Here is a 17,731-nt window from a genome sequence, read left to right as displayed (position 1 = left end):
AAACACAAAAGCCCCGCCTGAGTCGATCAGGCGGGGCCTTTTTTTAGCCTTCAGATTTGGCCACCGCATCACCGCCAACTGTTATTTCTGACAGTAGACATACTTTTCAATACAGCGAATATTAAACCGACCCCCATCCTGTTTCTCGAGAAAAGTGCATGAAGCTCGCTATATGTCTGGTGCTCTGCCTGATTCTATCTCAGACGGTATCCGCGCAAACCAATGTTGGCCCCCTGAAAAACGCCACAGCCAACAACTCGATTAATACGAACAATACTCTCGAAGATAGATTCGGCTATCGAGCGGATGATGCCGTGCCTAACGACAATCCGAAATTAACCGCCACGCCAAACCAATACCCAACGGTAGGTACGAAAAAATACCTGATGGTGGTCGGCCACTGGACTGATGGATACAGGTTCGATACTGAAAAGCTCTGGAAGCAAGCCTTCTCAGATGACCCTCTCTCGTTTCGCTCCTACATCCGGGCAGCATCGAAAGGTAAGCTTCTGGTTGATGGGCAAATGATCACAGCAGAGTTCGGTACACCGGCATGTGGGATTAAATCCATTTCGGAATTAGCAGCTGCAGCGGCAAAAACGCAGAATATTTCCTACGACTATCTCATCAGCTTCGCCGACTGCGGTGGTGGAGCAGTCGCTTGGCGTCCAGGAAACGCGATGGAGGTTTATGGCCAACCCCCCAATGCCCACGTTTTCAATCATGAGATGGGACATAGCTTGGGATTTTCGCACGGCCACACCTATAGCAACTGCCCCGTTGCTGATGATGTTATCCAGGCTCCCGATCAATGCACGGTCATCGGCTTTAGCGATACTGGCGACTCAGTGTCAGGGGGAGAAACACTCTATCCAGCACACAATCGTTGGTTTTCAGGATGGCTGAATAATTCACAGATCGCTGTCATCAACAACACCGGTCTTTACCGCTTGGGAGTGTTGGGTCAGGAAGGACCACAACTTTATCTGATCAATCGCCCGATAGCTCCAAACCAGATCGCCCTCGAATTTCGCCAGCCGACACCATTCGATAACTTCTCACCCGATGACAATCGGATGACGGGAGTCTGGATCAGATATACCTCCATGGAGGGCTCGGTGTTCAACTTTCAGCTAGATGCCACACCGGAGACTTCGACAGCGACAGATTCTGCCTTGCAACCCGCAAGGACACTGGAAGACGCCACGGCAAAGGTCAAAATCAAAGTCTGCGAGACCGACAAGACGGGGGCAACTCTTGCCGTTGCGCTTAATGGCCAAGGACTGCCGGATTGCACTACAACGGTTCCGGCTCCCATTATAGAAGCTCCCGTCTCAGACGCGAAAACAGGGCTTAAACCCGTTATCGGGGGTACCAGTTGGCCCGGGGCGCGTATTGTTGTGTCGAGTACCGAGACACCTGTCCAAACCCTCGGTGAGGCAGTCGCCGATGCGCACGGACAATGGTCGCTTCAGCTCGCCAAAAACCTTGACCAAGCAAGAACCTTTCGCCTCACCGGATATCAAGTTATCGACGGAAAAAGATCCGACTATATTCTCGATCACCCTATTCAAGTCGTCGATACGCCAGCGCCGCCGCAAATCCTGACACCCGCTATGAACATCCAGACTGGTCTGCGTCCGGTCGTGACCGGCACCGGCATCCCCGGGGCGACCGTCACCTTGCTTGAATACAACCAACCCAATTCGCCACTGGCCACAACTGTCGTGGACGGTTATGGAAAATGGTCGGTGCAGATCGACAATCCGCTACCTGCAAGAACCTTTCGCCTCACCGGATATCAAGTTATCGACGGAAAAAGATCCGACTATATTCTCGATCACCCTATTCAAGTTGTTGACACCATTCCGTAACTTTAATGCGACGCTTGCCCTTCCAGCAGGAAGAATTTTGGGGGCAATCCCCCCTTACGGAAAGAGCTTGCTCACGATAGTCCATAACATTCAACATCAACGTTGGCAGTCAAACCGCCTTCGCGAGCAGGCTCGCTCCCACATTGGATTGTTGGTCAGCGCGAGATTGGGTTATTGCTGAAGTTTCTGCGGAGTTTCTTCGCCCATGCAGCGCACGGCTTTTTTCTTGTTGTTGACCAAGACGCCCGTCAGGCCTTTCTGTTCAGTGTCAAACATCACCAGCACGCCATCGATGCACTGGGCCACTTGCGAGGCAGGCTCCAGGGAGACTTTGTAGTCCTCTCCCGGCACGGTCTTGATCATGGTGAAGTCGCTGAGCAGCAGCGCATCTTCCGGTTTGGCGAAGTGCAGGTAGCCGTAGAACCACAGGGCACCCACCGTGCCGAGGATGCTGCAGATACCGGTGATGATCAGCGGGATGGCGTTACGTTCTTCACTCATTGCGGACTCTCTGATGGTTCATCTTCTGAATTCGGGGGTGCCGGGTAGTTGGGGATTTCACCCAAGCGGCGCAGGCCGTTGAAATGCTGCGGGTCGTCGAGATAACGCAGCATGACCTTGCGCCAGACCGGGTCGGCAAATGTCTGCACATGACCACCGCGGGTCAATTGCAGCACGCGTGGCGGCGGCGCAGCTTGATACAGACGGATGCCGTTGGAAAGGGGCACGATCGGATCGTCGATGCTGTGGTAGATCAGTTTCGGTACGTCGTTGAGCTGCGCCATGGAGTTAATCGCGCTGTCACCGTCCGGCACCAGCCACGAGAGCGGCACCTGGAGCGCCCAGGTCAGCCAGGAATTGCTCAGGGCGAACCGGCCGATGCTGCGATAACTGGCGGGCACGCCGTCGAGGACGAAAGCCTTGAGTTGTTTCTGCCGTTCGGGATGTTGGACCAGGTAGTGAACCGCCATGGAACCGCCGAGGCTCTGGCCCAGCAGGATCAACGGCTTGCCTTTGACTTCCGGTGCCTGGTCGAGCCACTTGAACGCGGCGTCAATGTCCTGATATATCGCCGGCAGACTCGGTTCGCCTTCGGACAACCCGTAACCGCGATAATCGATCAACAGCACTTGATAGCCTTCCTCCGGCAACCACCAACTGCCGCCCAGATGCATCGGCAGATTGCCGCCATTGCCGTGCAGATGCAGCACCGTGCCCTTGACCTCGACACCGTTTTTCGCCGGCAGCCACCAGGCGTTCAGCCTGAGGCCATCGGCGGTGATCAGGGTCACTTCGCGGTAGTCGAGCTTGGCTTTTTCCGGGGTGAACAGTTGGCCCGGCTCGGGGTAGAACAGCAGGGAGCTGCAACCGCTCAAGGTCAGAAGAAGGCAAAGGATGCCGAGGATTCTCATCCGTTGAAACCTCGCAAGAATTGGAGTTGAACACATTCCCCTGTAGGAGTGAGCCTGCTCGCGAAGGCGGTGTGTCAGACAACATCAATGTTGAATGTTCGGCCGCTATCGCGAGCAGGCTCACTCCCACAGGGGATTTCGTGATCGTTAGAGAATGTTGGAGTAATCCGCTTCTATCCGGTCCAGGCTCAGGTGGTTGAGGAAGTTGGAGAAGCACATCCACGCCGACAGTGCGTTCAGGTCGCGGAACTGATCCGGCAAATACTTCGGCGGCACCACCAGCCCTTCGTCCACCAACTGACGCAAGGTACGCATGTCTTCCAGCGTGGTCTTGCCGCAAAACAGCAGCGGAATCTGTTCAAGCTTGCCCTTACGCACGGCCAACTGAATGTAGTTGTAAACCATGATGAAGCCCTTGAGGTAGGACAAGTCTTTGGTAAAGGGCAGGCCGGTCGGTATCGAACCACGGAACACCCGGCTGGCATTGCCGTAGCTTTCGGCCATTTCGAAGCCTTGCTCGCGGAAGAATTCGAAGACCTGCAAGAAGTCCGCGCCCTCCTCCACCATGTGAATGGCCCGGGTGCGGTTGGTCAGTTTGCGCAGGCGGCTCGGGTAGGACGCGAAGGTGATGATTTCCATCAGGATCGCCAGCCCTTCCTGGGTCACCGTCGACGACGGCGGGCCTTTGGACAGGAAGGTGCAGATCGGCTGGTTCAGCCCGTTGAGCGTGGTGCCGACGTGGACCAGCCCTTCATGAACTTCCAGGGCGCGCACGTCACGCTCGTTGAACATCGCGTCGGTGCGAATCTTGATGTAGTCGGCGCCGGCCGCCGCATCGGCGACAATACCGTCGGACTCGAACACCCGAATGGTCTCTTCGGCCTCGCCAAACACTTTGCTCAGCCGGGTTTGCAACAAATGCACGGCATCCTTGGCGGTGAGGATTTTCGGCTCGTCCTTCAGGTCACCCCGGCCATCGATGTTGTTCAGGTAATCGGAGAGCATCAGGCCGAGGTCGGACAGGGTCGGGTCACCGGCATGAAACGCGTCGGACGCAGCGCCGTACAACTCCTGGGAAATCAGGCCGAAATCTTCGGTGCCGCGCGCTTCGAGCATGCGCACCACCATCCGGTATTCCTTGCACATGCGCCGCATGATTTGGCCGACCGGGTTGAACTGGCCGAGCTGACGGGTGATGTCACGCTCGATGTTCTGGAACTCCAGCTTCACTTTGCTGGAATCGAACGACAGCGGCCGATTGAGGTAATAATCGCGATCCACAGCCGGCATTTCCTTGCCCTTGGCCTTGAGGAACCCCTTGCGGATGCTGTCGTCCCACTTGACCGCATCGAGGACGCGAATCGGCGTCTGCGCCAGCACAATGCGATCGGACAAAATGCGTATCGTCTGCTGGTAATCGTCCACCCGAAACTCCTGTAGAAAAACCGTTAGGTGCTGGCTTTATTTAACGTTGGCTTTGGCCAGGCGCTGATAGCGCACGGCCTCGACGAAGACATCGGAATTGGCCGGGTCATCCAGGTAGGCAAAGACCTGATCCATGCTGCTATTGATCAATACGCCGTCGCCATCATCGGTCTCGAAACCTTCACCGCTCAGGACTTTTTGTCCGAGGGCTTGATTGATCTGTTCGAGATCGAGGTTGTAGACCACCAATTCGTGCTTATCGGTCAGTTCAAACCCGGCGATGATGAAATGCCCGCCGAACTGCGCCGGCACCTTCGCCGACAGGTACCAGCGGCTGCCGTGGCGCGACACCGTAAAGGGGTAGGCCTCGCGCTCTTTGGGTTTGGCCTTGAGGTAGCTGACCGCCTGGTAACGACTGTCGCCCAGACGGGTCAGCTCCAGGTTCATCGGCTCGCCCCAGGCGTTGGTGCTGGTCCATTTGCCGAGCAGACCTTTGGGCGCGGGGTCGCTGGCGGGCAGTGGGTCCCTGAAGGTCACCAGACAGCCACTGAGCAGCAGGAACGACAAGGCGATCACAACGACACGCCAGGCTTTCATTCAACACTCCCTATGAACACACAGCCCCGAATGGTCACCGACCTTGCAGGAGCGAGTTTTGCCCGCGAAGGCGTTGTGTCAGTCAACACATAGGTTGAATGTTATACCGCCTTCGCGGGCAAGCCTCGCTCCTACAGGGTCGAGCGCCCCGCAGGAATTACACCGACGCCAAAACCAAATGCATGTAGCGGGTCAGGATACCGAGCATTTCGGCTTCGGCGACAGGCTCGGCGTCGTTGAGCAGGCCCTGATATTCCATCCGTCCGATAATCGCCGTCAACACTTTGGCATCCTGTTGTGGTTCGCGCGAACCCAATACCTGGAAAAGCTGGCATGTGCCCTGGAGCAGAATCTGCTGATGTGAACGTACCAGCTCAGCAAGGCGCGGGTTCAGCAGCGCTTCCTGGCGGAACGCCTGTTCGGCCATCAAGTGCTCGCGACGGTTGATCAGTTGCCGGTGAACGTAGTCCGACATCAATCGCGCAATGTCGTCCGCCAGCTGCGAGCGCGACTCGGGGCTGCCGTCGCCGCTGACCACCATCTCGCGCAGCAGGCCCTCGTTATTGATCCACAACTTGGCCATGAACGCGGCGCTGCGTTCCACGTACTGGGCGAAGGTATCGGTGAGCAAGTCATCGATATCCTTGAAGTAATAAGTGGTGGCCGACAGCGGCACACCGGCCTCGGCCGCTACCGCTCGGTGACGCACGGCCCGCACGCCATCGCGCACGACAATGCGCATCGCCGCATCGAGAATGTCCTGTCGACGCTGCTCGCTGCCCTGTCGGCTGGCCTTGCGGCCCTGGTACTGAACGCTTTCAGCGACCGCAGTGGCGACGCCCGCTGCACCTTCTTGAGCAATTGCACGGTTCACGACAGGTATTCCTCTCTAACTTCAAAAGTAACCATTTGATACGTTTGTACCAGACAGGCAATAAAAAGCCGCCTGTTATAGGCGGCTTTTTTATTGAAACACTTACGCTTGTGGCCGCATGTGCGGGAACAGGATCACGTCGCGGATCGACGGTGAGTTGGTCAACAACATCACCAGACGATCGATACCGATCCCTTCACCGGCCGTTGGCGGCATGCCGTACTCCAGCGCGCGAACGAAGTCGGCGTCGTAGTGCATGGCTTCGTCGTCGCCCGCGTCCTTGTCGGCCACCTGCGCCATGAAGCGCTCGGCCTGGTCTTCCGCGTCGTTCAACTCGGAGTAGGCGTTGGCGATTTCGCGGCCGCCGATGAACAGTTCAAAACGGTCGGTGACGCTTGGGTTGTCGTCGTTACGACGGGCCAGCGGCGACACTTCGAACGGGTACTGAGTGATGAAGTGCGGCTGCTCCAGCTTGTGCTCGACCAGTTCTTCGAAAATCATCACCTGCAACTTGCCCAGACCTTCGAAGCCCAGCACCTTGGCGCCGGCCTTCTTGGCGATGGCGCGAGCCTTCTCGATGTCCGTCAGGTCGTCAGCGGTCAGCTCGGGGTTGTACTTGAGGATCGAGTCGAACACCGACAGACGCACGAACGGTTCGCCGAAGTGGAACACTTTGTCGCCATACGGCACGTCGGTGCTGCCCAGGACCAGTTGCGCGAGTTCGCGGAACAGTTCTTCGGTCAGGTCCATGTTGTCTTCGTAGTCGGCGTACGCCTGGTAGAACTCCAACATGGTGAATTCAGGGTTGTGACGCGTCGAAACGCCTTCGTTACGGAAGTTGCGGTTGATCTCGAACACTTTCTCGAAACCGCCAACCACCAGACGCTTGAGGTACAGCTCAGGCGCGATACGCAGGAACATTTCCAGGTCCAGCGCGTTGTGGTGCGTCTCGAACGGCTTGGCTGCTGCGCCACCCGGGATGGTTTGCAGCATCGGCGTTTCGACTTCAAGGAAGTCACGCTTCATCAGGAAGCTGCGGATGTGCGCGATCACTTGGGAACGAACGCGGAACGTCTGGCGCACTTCTTCGTTGACGATCAGGTCAACGTAACGCTGACGGTAGCGCTGTTCGGTGTCGGTCAGGCCGTGGTGCTTGTCCGGCAGTGGGCGCAGCGACTTGGTCAGCAGGCGCACTTCGGTCATTTCAACGTACAGGTCGCCCTTGCCGGAACGGGCCAGGGTACCAACGGCTGCGATGATGTCGCCCATGTCCCAGGTTTTCACCGCGGCCAGGGTGTCTTCGGACAGGGTCTTACGGTTGACGTAGACCTGGATGCGCCCGGTCATGTCCTGGATCACCATGAACGAGCCGCGGTTGAGCATGATGCGACCGGCAACCTTGACCGGGATTGCAGCCTCTGCCAGCTCTTCCTTGGTCTTGTCCGCGTACTGTTTCTGCAAGTCTTCGCAGTAGTTGTCGCGGCGGAAGTCGTTGGGGAAGGCATTGCCCTTGGCGCGCTCGGCAGCAAGCTTTTCCTTGCGCAGGGCGATCAGGGAGTTTTCTTCCTGTTGCAGGGCTTGCGGGTCGAGTTGTAGGTCGCTCATGTCTTTAAATATTCCATCAGGTTCGTTGCCCCCGGCATTCGCCGGGGTTCGCGGGCAAGCCTCGCTCCTACAGGGTCGTATTGACCCCCGCAGGGCGTGCGTTAAAGCCCTTGTTTCAAGCTGGCCACCAGGTATTCGTCGATATCGCCGTCGAGCACCTTGTCGCAGTCACTGCGTTCGATGTTAGTGCGCAAATCCTTGATTCGCGACGCATCGAGCACGTAAGAGCGAATCTGGTGACCCCAGCCGATGTCCGACTTGGTGTCTTCCAGGGCCTGGGAGGCGGCGTTGCGTTTCTGCACTTCCTGCTCGTACAAGCGCGCCCGCAACATTTTCATCGCGGTGTCTTTGTTGGCGTGCTGGGAGCGTTCGTTCTGGCAGCTGACCACGGTGTTCGTCGGTACGTGGGTGATACGTACGGCCGAGTCGGTGGTGTTTACGTGCTGACCACCGGCACCGGAGGAGCGGTAGGTGTCGATGCGCAGGTCCGACGGGTTGATGTCGATTTCGATGTTGTCATCGATTTCCGGCGACACGAACACGGCCGAGAACGAGGTGTGGCGGCGGTTGCCGGAGTCGAACGGGCTCTTGCGCACCAGACGGTGCACGCCGATCTCGGTGCGCAGCCAGCCAAAGGCGTATTCGCCCTTGATGTGGACCGTGGCGCCCTTGATCCCGGCGACTTCACCGGCCGACAGTTCCATGATGGTCGCGTCGAAACCGCGTTTGTCAGCCCAGCGCAGGTACATGCGCAGCAGGATGTTGGCCCAGTCCTGGGCCTCGGTGCCGCCGGAGCCGGCCTGGATGTCCAGGTAGGCGTTGTTGGCGTCCATCTCACCGCTGAACATGCGACGGAATTCGAGTTTTTCCAGCGACTCGCGCAGGCGCTCGACTTCGGCAGCGACGTCATCGACGGCGGCCTGGTCTTCTTCTTCGGCGGACATCAGCAGCAAATCTTTGGCATCGGCCAGACCGCTGTGCATTTCGTCGAGGGTTTCGACGATCTGAGCCAGCAGCGACCGCTCGCGGCCCAGTTCCTGAGCGTACGACGGGTTGTTCCAGACAGCCGGATCTTCAAGCTCGCGATTGACTTCAGTCAGACGCTCATGCTTTTGATCGTAGTCAAAGATACCCCCGAATAGTTTCGGAGCGCTCGGACAGGTCCTTGATACTGTTAAGGATCGGGTTGATTTCCATGGCGGGCAGCACTCGTTGGCGAACTTTTGAAAGCCGGCGAGTATAACGTAATCAAGCTGTCACGGCAGCCCGCCTGGCGGCTTTAGGGGCGAATGATTAAAGCGGACGCCGAGTAATCTGTGGCGAGGCAGCTTGCTCCCGTTGGACTGCGCAGCAGTCCCCTTCTTTTTGCGCAGAAGAGGGGCCGCTTCGTGGCCCAGCGGGGCAAGCTCCCTCCCCCACAGGGGTATTTGCCATCCAAGAGATCAATATTCGCAATCTCGGTCGTCCGCTACTCGATGCCCACCTGATTGCGCCCATTGTTCTTCGCCAGGTAAAGGCCCTTGTCCGCCGCCGAGATCAGTTGCCGGCAATCACTGCCCGGCTGCGGGATCATGGTCGACAGGCCGATGCTGATGGTCAGGCCAGAGCCTTCGCTGGGGACAATGTGCGGAATCTTCAGCGCTTCCACGGTGAGGCGGAGTTTTTCCGCCACCAGCCGCGCCCCGCCCGGCGTGGTGTTGGGCAACACCAAGGCGAACTCTTCCCCGCCGTAACGGGCTGGCAGGTCCGAGGGCCGGGCGCTCGCGTCGCGAATCGCGGTCGCGACTTTACGCAGGGCTTCATCGCCTTCGAGGTGGCCAAAGCTGTCGTTGTAGGACTTGAAGTAGTCGACATCGATCATCAGCAGCGACAGCTGGCTCTGATCACGCAGGGAGCGGCGCCATTCCAGCTCCAGGTATTCGTCGAAGTGCCGGCGGTTCGAGAGCCCGGTCAAGCCGTCGGAGTTCATCAACCGCTGCAACACCAGGTTGGTGTCGAGCAACTGCTGCTGGCTGACCCGCAACGCGCGGTAGGCCGCATCGCGCTGCAACAGCGTCATGTAGGACCGCGAGTGGTAGCGAATTCGCGCCACCAGCTCGATGTTGTCCGGCAGCTTGACCAGGTAATCATTGGCCCCGGCCGCGAACGCCGCGCTCTTGATCAGCGGGTCTTCCTTGGTCGACAGGACAATGATCGGAATGTTCTTGGTCGCCGGATGATTACGGTACTCACGTACCAGGCTCAGGCCGTCCAGCCCGGGCATCACCAGATCCTGCAGGATCACCGTTGGCTTGATGCGGATCGCCTGCGCAATGGCCTGGTGTGGATCGGCGCAGAAGTGGAAGTCGATATTGTCTTCATTCGACAACCCGCGACGCACCGCCTCGCCGATCATCGCCTGATCGTCCACCAGCAACACCATGGCGGCGTTTTCGTCGGTCTTGAAGTCGTCGAGCTGTAGGTCAGTCATGTGCGGTCACCTGAATACTGCTTGGGCCAGGATTGCTGCGAAAAGTCTTCATTTTGGGAAAATCTCCAGCAATCGTGGCGCTATCTTGTCCAGTGGGCGAACTTCCACGGCGGCGTCGATGGCCGCTGCCGCTTTCGGCATTCCGTAAACCGCACTGCTTTGTTGGTCCTGCGCGATGGTCAGGTAGCCCTGTTGGCGCATGAGTTTAAGCCCCTGCGCGCCGTCGCGTCCCATGCCGGTGAGCAATACGCCCACGGCATCGCCATTCCAGTAACTGGCCACGCTCTCGAAAAACACGTCGATCGAGGGCCGATAGATCTCGTTGACCGGTTCGGCGGTATAGGCCAGCGTGCCGTTTTTCAGCAAGCGAATATGGTGGTTGGTGCCCGCCAGCAACACTGTGCCGGCCAAAGGAGGCTCGCCTTCCTGAGCCAGGCGCACCTTCAGGCCGCTGGCGCTGCTGAGCCATTCGGCCATGCCGGCGGCGAACACCTGGTCAACATGTTGCACCAGCACGATCGCGGCCGAAAAATCCCGTGGCAGCCCTTTCAGCAAGACTTCCAGCGCTGCTGGTCCGCCTGCCGACGAGCCGATCGCAATCAGGCGCTGGCGCGAGGCCGAGCTACGCAGCGGGCTGGGGGCCGATCGCTCACGATTGCCCTTGTCACCAATCAGCCAGCCGATGTTCATGATCTTGCGCAACAACGGCGCCGCTGCCTCCTGGGCATTGCCGACACCGAGGGCCGGGGTGTCGACCACGTCCAGCGCACCGTGACCCATGGCCTCGAACACCCGGTGCACGTTCTGCTGACGGTCAACCGTGACAATGACGATGGCGCAGGGAGTGTCGGCCATGATCCGCCGGGTGGCCTCGACGCCGTCCATCACCGGCATGATCAGGTCCATCAGGATCAGGTCCGGGGTATTTTCGGCGCAACGCTGCACCGCCTCCGCGCCATTGCCGGCGACCCAGACCACTTCATGCGCCGGTTCGAATGCCAGGGCGCGGCGCAGGGCCTCAACCGCCATGGGCATGTCGTTGACGATCGCTATTTTCATGCCCGCGCTCCTCCGATGAGCTCAACCACCGCATCAAGCAGGGCGTCGTCATGAAAACTGGCTTTGGCTAGATAATAGTCGGCTCCGGCGTCCAGTCCACGACGACGGTCTTCTTCGCGGTCTTTATAGGACACCACCATAACCGGCAGCGATTGCAGGCGATTATCCTGGCGCAGTAAAGACACCAGTTCGATGCCGTCCATGCGCGGCATATCAATGTCGGTGATCAGCAGATCGAAATCCTCCGAACGCAGGGCGTTCCAGCCATCCATACCGTCGATCGCTACGGCCACGTCGTAGCCGCGATTGAGCAGCAACTTGCGCTGCAACTCGCGAACGGTCAACGAATCGTCGACCACCAGAATCCGTTTGCGGGCCGCTTCGACGGCCTGGCTGCCCTGACGGGCAATCCGCTCCAGACGCCCGGTGTTGAGCAGCTTGTCCACCGAGCGCAGCATGTCTTCGACGTCGACGATCAGCACGACCGACCCGTCGTCGAGCAAGGCCCCGGCGGAAATGTCCTGCACCTTGCCCAGACGTTCGTCCAGCGGCAATACGACCAATGTCCGCTCGCCGATAAACCGCTCGACCGCCACCCCGTAAATCGCCTCGCGCTCGCGGATCACCACGACTTTCAGGGTTTGCTGACTGCTCGCACTCGCCGGACGCTGCAACAGCTGACTGGCAGCGACCAGCCCGACATGCCGGCCTTCGTACCAGAAGTGCTGGCGCCCTTCGACCTGAACAATGTCCGCCGGCTCCAGGTCGCACATGCGCTCGATGTGCGCCAGCGGGAACGCATACGCCTCGTCACCGACTTCCACCACCAGACTGCGCACCACCGACAGCGTCAGCGGCACTTCGAGATGAAAGCGGCTGCCCTCGCCTGCGGTCTGCTCCAGCACCACCGCGCCGCGTAACTGACGGACCATGTGCTGAACCGCGTCCAGGCCGACACCGCGCCCGGACACTTGCGTGACCGTGTCGCGCAGGCTGAAACCCGGCAGGAACAGGAACGTCAGCAACTCTTCTTCACTGAGCTGCGCGGCAGTTTCCGCCGGGGATAATTGCCGCGCGATGATGCTGCGACGGACCTTTTCCAGATCGACGCCGTGACCGTCATCGCTCAATTCCAGCACCAGCAGACCGGCTTGATGAGAGGCGCGCAGACGAATCAGCCCTTCTTCAGGCTTGCCGGCGAGCAAACGCTGCTCGGGGGATTCGATGCCGTGATCGACAGCGTTGCGCAGCAAATGCGTCAGCGGCGCTTCGAGCTTTTCCAGGACGTCGCGATCGACCTGGGTTTTCTCGCCCTCGATCTCCAGCCGCACCTGTTTGCCGAGGCTGCGACCGAGGTCGCGGACCATGCGCACTTGCCCGCTCAATACGTCGGCAAACGGCCGCATGCGACAGGCCAGTGCAGTGTCGTACAAGACCTGCGCCCGCTGACTGGCCTGCCAGGCAAACTCGTCCAGTTCGGCGTTTTTTTCCACCAGCAATTGCTGCGCTTCGGCCAGCAGCCGCCGGGCATCGCCCAGGGCCTCCTGAGCTTCGAGGCTCAAGGCATGTTCCTTGAGGTGGACGTTGAGGTTTTCCAGCGCCCGCAGGCCATTGTTCTGCATGCGCTTGAGGCGCTGCATCGTGGCCAGGTGCGGCTTGAGTCGCTGGGTTTCCACCAGGGACTTGCTCGACAGATCGAGCAGGCTGTTCAGGCGTTCGGCCGTGACGCGCAACACGCGTTCGCCATTTTCAGTGGTGCGCCGGAGCTTTCTCGGCGGTTCGACGGGTGGCGGTTCGGCGACCGGAATCAGTTCCTCGACTTTGGGCGCGAGTGCTTCAGGCTCCGGCTCGGACTCGGACTCGGTCATGAACGGGGCGATCGGCGTGCTGATCGGCGCGGCCAGCGCATTTGGATCCAGCAACCGCGCCATCAGTGCCACATAGGCCTCGATATCCGCCGATTCGGGATTGTTACTCGGCGTCGCAATGCGCATCAGCAAATCAGTGCCTTGCAGCAAGGCGTCAATGTGCTCGGGCCGCAGGTACAGGCGCCCTTCCTGCGCGCTGACCAGGCAATCTTCCATCACATGGGCGACGCTGACGCCGGCATCAACCCCGACAATCCGCGCCGCGCCTTTGAGCGAGTGAGCCGCGCGCATGCACGATTCGAGGTGATCGGCCTGGGTCGGATCGCGTTCCAGCGCCAGAAGACCTGCGCTCAGCACCTGGGTCTGAGCTTCGGCTTCGAGGCTGAACAGCTCCAGTAACGAGGCGTCGCGCAGTTGCTCGGGGGTCATGTGAGGCTCCGGGTCACGGCGGACAATAGCTGTTCTTCATCCAGCCAACGCAGGCTGCGACCCTTGAATTGCAACACGCCCCGGGTGTATCTGGCGCTGGCTTGGGTGCCGGACTGCGAGGCGGCCTCGAGAATGCGTTCGTCGATGGCGTGAATCCCGTCCACTTCGTCCACCGGCACCACCACTGGTCCGCCGTGGGCGGCGATGATCAGCATCCTCGGCATCACGCGCGCGCCTGACGTCACGCTGGCAGTGCCATCGAGACCGAGCAGTTCCACCAGTGACAGGCACGCCACCAACGCGCCGCGCACATTCGCCACGCCGAGCAAGGCCCGAGAGCGCTGGTGCGGCAACGAATGAATCGCTTGCAGCGGTGCCACTTCGACCAGGCTGCGAGTGGCCAGGCCCAGCCATTCTTCGCCAAGTCGAAACATCAGCAGCGAGCGGGTTTTCACGTCGATTTCCACCGCCACCGAGACCTGCTCGCGATCGTCCTGTTGCAAGGCGTAGCGGTCGAGCAAGCGCGTGGCCGCGGCGGAATACACCGCGCAGTTGCGGCAGTGAATGTGTTCGATCAGCAACGGGCAGGACTTGTCGCCGTGGATTCCGATGCGGTTCCAGCAATCATCGATGGCCTGGGCATCTTTATGGGTGAGGTTCAAAGTGTCGGAGGCGTTCATCGTTTACGCTCACTGTCGGCGGCGCGTTCGCTGCGGGCGGCGCGGTCCTGCAATCTTTTCGCACCCGCCGTGTCGCCCTGGGATTGCTGCAAGGCTGCCAGGTGCATCAACGCGTCGGGATGTTGAGGTTCGAGGTACAGGGCCTTGCGATAAAATCCCTGGGCTTCGAGCGCTCGACCAGCGACATCGCTGAGCAGTCCCAGCCAATAAAACACCTGGGCCACAGGCTCGTGGCTGCGCAAATAACCTTCACAGGCGGCGCGGGCTTCGGCACTTTTGCCTTCGTTGGCGAGGGCAGCGATGTTGGCCAGCAAGGCGGCAGCGTCCGAAGCTTTTGGCGTGACGACCGGCGGCGTGTGAGTTGCGAACGGACGATGGCGCACGGGCGGCGGAGTCACGCTACGCACCGGCTGACGCACTGGCAGCGGTGTCGGAACAAAGACTGGCAGAGGCTCGGGCGCGCTCTGACGACTGAAGGCAAACGACTGCGGGATGCCAATCGAGCGCATGCCGAATCGACCGAGCAAACTGCCTTCGGCCGGGCCGATAAACAGCACGCCGTCGACATGGGTCAGGCGCTTGAGCACTTCGAAGACTTGTTGCTGGGTAGGCAGATCGAAATAGATCAGCAGGTTGCGGCAGAACACAAAATCATAGGGTGGCTCGCTGGCCAGCAGCGCCGGATCCAGCAGATTGCCGACTTGCAAACGCACCTGTTCAAGCACTCGCTCGTTGAGGCGGTAGCCGTCTTCTTCGGCGCTGAAATGCCGCTCGCGAAATTCGATGTCCTGGCCACGAAACGAATTCTTGCCGTACAGCGCACGCTTGGCTTTTTCCACCGACAGCGGGCTGACGTCCATGCCTTCGACCTTGAACTGATGCGGCTTGAGTCCGGCATCGAGCAAGGCCATGGCGATGGAGTACGGCTCCTCGCCCGTGGAGCACGGCAGACTGAGAATCCGCAGCGCGCGCATGTAATTGATGTCGGCCAAACGCTGGATGGCCAGTTTCGCCAGGGTTGCGAAGGATTCCGGGTAGCGGAAGAACCAGGTCTCGGGAACGATCACCGCTTCGATCAACGCCTGCTGTTCGTCCTGCGAACCTTGCAATGTGTGCCAATACTCATCGGCCGTCAGCACCCTGGAGGCGGTGCTGCGCTGGCGCACCGCGCGCTCGATGATTGCCGGCCCCACCGACGTCACGTCGAGGCCGATGCGTTCCTTGAGGAAATCGAAGAACCGCTGATCGCTGCTCATGGCCCATCCTCAAGCAGCGCCGTGGCCAGAGGTGGTGAAGGAAACAGCAGCGCGCGCACCTGTTCATCGAGCAGATCGGCCACCCGCACCCATTGCAGCAAGCCTTGGGCATCTTCACGGACCGGCCCCAGGTACGGCGCCTGGCGATTGTCCAGGCCATAGGGCTTAAAGTCCGCCGGATTGCAACGCAAGGTGTCGGTGGCCTGCTCAAGAATCAGTCCGAGCAACTGTGAAGGCGTCTGCTCGTCCGGCCAATAGTGCACCAGCACCAGCCGTGTGCTGGTGCGCGATTGCGCCGGCTCGCCAAAGGTCAGCGCGCTGAGGTCGATCACCGGCACCACCGCGCCGCGATAGGCAAACACCCCGGCGACCCAGTCAGGCGCCTTGGCAATCGGCTTCAATGGCAGACGCGGCAGCACCTCGGCCACCTCGCGCGCCTGCAAGGCATAACGCTCGTTGCCGATGCGAAACAGCAGAAACAACGCGTGTCTGGCCGGCATCACCGTGCTGTGTTTGGCCGCGAGTTCGCTCATCAGACTTTGAATCGCGAGACGCCGCCCCGCAGCCCGACGGCCACCTGGCTCAGCTCGTCAATGGCGAAACTGGCCTGGCGCAGGGACTCGACGGTCTGGCTGCTGGCATCACCCAACTGCACCAGCGCGTGGTTGATCTGTTCGGCGCCGGTGGCTTGCGCCTGCATGCCTTCGTTGACCATCAACACCCGCGGCGCCAGCGCCTGAACCTGGTGGATGATTTGCGACAACTGCTCGCCGACCTGTTGCACTTCGGACATGCCGCGCCGCACTTCTTCGGAGAACTTGTCCATGCCCATGACCCCGGCCGACACCGCCGACTGGATTTCACGGACCATTTGCTCGATGTCATACGTGGCCACGGCGGTCTGGTCCGCCAGACGCCGCACTTCGGTGGCGACCACGGCAAACCCGCGCCCGTATTCACCCGCCTTTTCGGCTTCGATCGCGGCATTCAGAGACAGCAGATTAGTCTGATCGGCGACTTTGACGATGGTCACCACCACCTGGTTAATGTTGCCGGCCTTCTCGTTGAGGATCGCCAGTTTGGCGTTGACCAGATCGGCCGCGCCCATCACCGAGTGCATGGTCTCCTCCATGCGCGCCAGGCCTTGCTGCCCGGACCCGGCCGCGACCGAGGCCTGGTCGGCGGCGGTAGAGACTTCGGTCATGGTGCGCACCAGATCACGAGAGGTGGCCGCGATTTCGCGGGACGTCGCGCCGATTTCGGTGGTGGTGGCGGCGGTTTCGGTGGCGGTGGCTTGTTGTTGCTTGGAGGTGGCGGCGATTTCGGTCACCGACGTGGTGACCTGGACGGAAGAGCGTTGGGCCTGGGACACGAGCGACGTCAGCTCGGTCATCATGTCGTTGAAGCCGGTTTCCACGGCCCCGAATTCGTCTTTGCGTTCCAGGTTCAGACGGCCGCTGAGATCACCAGTGCGCATGATTTCGAGGATCTGCACAATCCGGTTCATCGGCGCCATGATCGCGCGCATCAACAGCAAACCGCAGAGGCCGGCGGCCAATACCGCGACCAACAGGGAAATGCCCATGATGACTTTCGCGGTGATCACGGCGTCATCAATGGCCGCGATGTCCTGGTCGGCGACCGCTTTGTTTTCGCGGATGATGTCATTGAGCTTCATGCGACCTGCGGTCCAGGCCGGGGTCAGTTGCTCGTTGAACAGTTTGATCGCGTCGGCTCCCTGATTGCGCTTGTGCAAGTCGAGCACAGCGGCCAGGACCTTGTTGTAATCGGCATGGAGTTTTTCAAAAACGGCGTATTCGACCTTGTCTTCATCCGTGGTGACGGTGGCCTGGTAGTTCTTCATTTGCTCCTGCAGATGAGCTTCGAAGCTTTTGAAGCTGTCGGCTTCTTCTGCGCTGAAACCCTGCCCCTCTTTCAAACCGAGCATCTCCTGGGTTCGAAGGTACGTGTCGACCCAGGCACTGCGAACCATCGAGCTGTAATACAACCCGGGCAACGCGTCCTCACGCACACTGGCTTCGCTGACCTCAATCTTCAAGAGCCGCGAATAGGAGACAACCACCATCAACAACATGATGGCGATAATCACCGCAAAGCTCGCCAAGATGCGTTGGCGCAACGTCCAGTTCTTCACGGGTCAATCCTCGGGCGATTCAAATGC

The 17,731-nt window shown here is 59.8% G+C and carries 15 protein-coding genes; 1 reads left to right on the top strand and 14 read right to left on the bottom strand.

What is annotated here, in order from left to right:
• Window positions 1–158 precede the first annotated feature (158 nt).
• Window positions 159–1,874 (top strand): hypothetical protein, encoded by a 1,716-nt coding sequence (locus tag FHL16_RS11910; RefSeq protein ID WP_077748309.1) that lies wholly within the window; start codon window positions 159–161, stop codon window positions 1,872–1,874.
• A gap of 171 nt (window positions 1,875–2,045) precedes the next feature.
• Here the strand turns inward: FHL16_RS11910 and FHL16_RS11905 are convergent, their stop codons facing one another.
• The 14 genes from FHL16_RS11905 to FHL16_RS11840 form a co-directional block, all read right to left on the bottom strand.
• Window positions 2,046–2,375, bottom strand: a complete 330-nt coding sequence (locus tag FHL16_RS11905) for a hypothetical protein (protein WP_077748308.1) — start codon at window positions 2,373–2,375, stop codon at window positions 2,046–2,048.
• A complete protein-coding gene (locus FHL16_RS11900; RefSeq protein ID WP_010462907.1) occupies window positions 2,372–3,286 on the bottom strand; it encodes an alpha/beta hydrolase in 915 nt (304 codons plus the stop codon). Before FHL16_RS11900 ends, FHL16_RS11905 begins: the two co-directional genes overlap by 4 nt.
• A 147-nt stretch (window positions 3,287–3,433) precedes the next feature.
• The gene (locus tag FHL16_RS11895) at window positions 3,434–4,711 is read right to left on the bottom strand and encodes a flavohemoglobin expression-modulating QEGLA motif protein (RefSeq protein ID WP_010462909.1); all 1,278 of its coding nucleotides are present in this window, start codon (window positions 4,709–4,711) and stop codon (window positions 3,434–3,436) included.
• A 36-nt stretch (window positions 4,712–4,747) separates the two neighbouring features.
• Entirely contained in the window at window positions 4,748–5,308 is a 561-nt protein-coding gene (locus FHL16_RS11890; protein WP_077748307.1) for a hypothetical protein, read from the bottom strand.
• Between the two features lie 157 nt (window positions 5,309–5,465).
• Complete coding sequence (locus FHL16_RS11885) at window positions 5,466–6,182, bottom strand: TetR/AcrR family transcriptional regulator (protein ID WP_010462913.1); 717 nt, start codon at window positions 6,180–6,182, stop codon at window positions 5,466–5,468.
• 102 nt (window positions 6,183–6,284) lie between these two features.
• Entirely contained in the window at window positions 6,285–7,787 is a 1,503-nt protein-coding gene (gene lysS / locus FHL16_RS11880; RefSeq protein ID WP_010462916.1) for a lysine--tRNA ligase, read from the bottom strand.
• 101 nt (window positions 7,788–7,888) lie between these two features.
• Window positions 7,889–8,984 (bottom strand): peptide chain release factor 2 gene (gene prfB, locus FHL16_RS11875; protein ID WP_102593528.1). Its coding sequence is split into 2 segments (ribosomal slippage): window positions 7,889–8,911 and window positions 8,913–8,984, totalling 1,095 coding nucleotides; the frame shifts between segments, so codons are not numbered across the junction.
• A 271-nt stretch (window positions 8,985–9,255) separates the two neighbouring features.
• Complete coding sequence (locus FHL16_RS11870) at window positions 9,256–10,257, bottom strand: diguanylate cyclase domain-containing protein (protein WP_010462924.1); 1,002 nt, start codon at window positions 10,255–10,257, stop codon at window positions 9,256–9,258.
• A gap of 48 nt (window positions 10,258–10,305) precedes the next feature.
• Window positions 10,306–11,316 carry a chemotaxis response regulator protein-glutamate methylesterase gene (gene cheB / locus FHL16_RS11865; protein ID WP_077748306.1) on the bottom strand — a complete coding sequence of 337 codons (1,011 nt, stop codon included), beginning with the start codon at window positions 11,314–11,316 and terminating at the stop codon, window positions 10,306–10,308.
• Window positions 11,313–13,613 (bottom strand): hybrid sensor histidine kinase/response regulator, encoded by a 2,301-nt coding sequence (locus FHL16_RS11860; protein ID WP_077748305.1) that lies wholly within the window; start codon window positions 13,611–13,613, stop codon window positions 11,313–11,315. Before FHL16_RS11860 ends, cheB begins: the two co-directional genes overlap by 4 nt.
• On the bottom strand, window positions 13,610–14,293 hold the full coding sequence (locus FHL16_RS11855) for a chemotaxis protein CheW (RefSeq protein ID WP_010462930.1): 684 nt from the start codon (window positions 14,291–14,293) through the stop codon (window positions 13,610–13,612). Before FHL16_RS11855 ends, FHL16_RS11860 begins: the two co-directional genes overlap by 4 nt.
• Window positions 14,290–15,549, bottom strand: a complete 1,260-nt coding sequence (locus tag FHL16_RS11850; RefSeq protein WP_077748304.1) for a CheR family methyltransferase — start codon at window positions 15,547–15,549, stop codon at window positions 14,290–14,292. Before FHL16_RS11850 ends, FHL16_RS11855 begins: the two co-directional genes overlap by 4 nt.
• Window positions 15,546–16,082: a chemotaxis protein CheW gene (locus tag FHL16_RS11845; RefSeq protein WP_077748303.1), complete on the bottom strand. Its 537-nt coding sequence runs from the start codon at window positions 16,080–16,082 to the stop codon at window positions 15,546–15,548. Before FHL16_RS11845 ends, FHL16_RS11850 begins: the two co-directional genes overlap by 4 nt.
• Window positions 16,082–17,704 (bottom strand): methyl-accepting chemotaxis protein, encoded by a 1,623-nt coding sequence (locus tag FHL16_RS11840; RefSeq protein ID WP_010462936.1) that lies wholly within the window; start codon window positions 17,702–17,704, stop codon window positions 16,082–16,084. Before FHL16_RS11840 ends, FHL16_RS11845 begins: the two co-directional genes overlap by 1 nt.
• Window positions 17,705–17,731 lie beyond the last annotated feature (27 nt).

It is taken from the genome of Pseudomonas sp. FSL W5-0299 (assembly GCF_005930655.1).
GTDB lineage: Bacteria > Pseudomonadota > Gammaproteobacteria > Pseudomonadales > Pseudomonadaceae > Aquipseudomonas > Aquipseudomonas mandelii.
The sequence above is the reverse complement of the archived record's forward strand: the minus strand, read 5'-3'. Positions and strand labels throughout refer to the sequence as shown.

What these genes read in the sequence shown, in the direction of transcription:
- FHL16_RS11910 (WP_077748309.1), top strand. Translation starts at nt 159, where the DNA reads ATGAAGCTCGCTATATGTCTGGTGCTCTGCCTGATTCTATCTCAGACG.
- FHL16_RS11905 (WP_077748308.1), bottom strand. Translation starts at nt 2,375, where the DNA reads ATGAGTGAAGAACGTAACGCCATCCCGCTGATCATCACCGGTATCTGC.
- FHL16_RS11900 (WP_010462907.1), bottom strand. Translation starts at nt 3,286, where the DNA reads ATGAGAATCCTCGGCATCCTTTGCCTTCTTCTGACCTTGAGCGGTTGC.
- FHL16_RS11890 (WP_077748307.1), bottom strand. Translation starts at nt 5,308, where the DNA reads ATGAAAGCCTGGCGTGTCGTTGTGATCGCCTTGTCGTTCCTGCTGCTC.
- lysS (WP_010462916.1), bottom strand. Translation starts at nt 7,787, where the DNA reads ATGAGCGACCTACAACTCGACCCGCAAGCCCTGCAACAGGAAGAAAAC.
- FHL16_RS11870 (WP_010462924.1), bottom strand. Translation starts at nt 10,257, where the DNA reads ATGACTGACCTACAGCTCGACGACTTCAAGACCGACGAAAACGCCGCC.
- cheB (WP_077748306.1), bottom strand. Translation starts at nt 11,316, where the DNA reads ATGAAAATAGCGATCGTCAACGACATGCCCATGGCGGTTGAGGCCCTG.
- FHL16_RS11860 (WP_077748305.1), bottom strand. Translation starts at nt 13,613, where the DNA reads ATGACCCCCGAGCAACTGCGCGACGCCTCGTTACTGGAGCTGTTCAGC.
- FHL16_RS11855 (WP_010462930.1), bottom strand. Translation starts at nt 14,293, where the DNA reads ATGAACGCCTCCGACACTTTGAACCTCACCCATAAAGATGCCCAGGCC.
- FHL16_RS11850 (WP_077748304.1), bottom strand. Translation starts at nt 15,549, where the DNA reads ATGAGCAGCGATCAGCGGTTCTTCGATTTCCTCAAGGAACGCATCGGC.
- FHL16_RS11845 (WP_077748303.1), bottom strand. Translation starts at nt 16,082, where the DNA reads ATGAGCGAACTCGCGGCCAAACACAGCACGGTGATGCCGGCCAGACAC.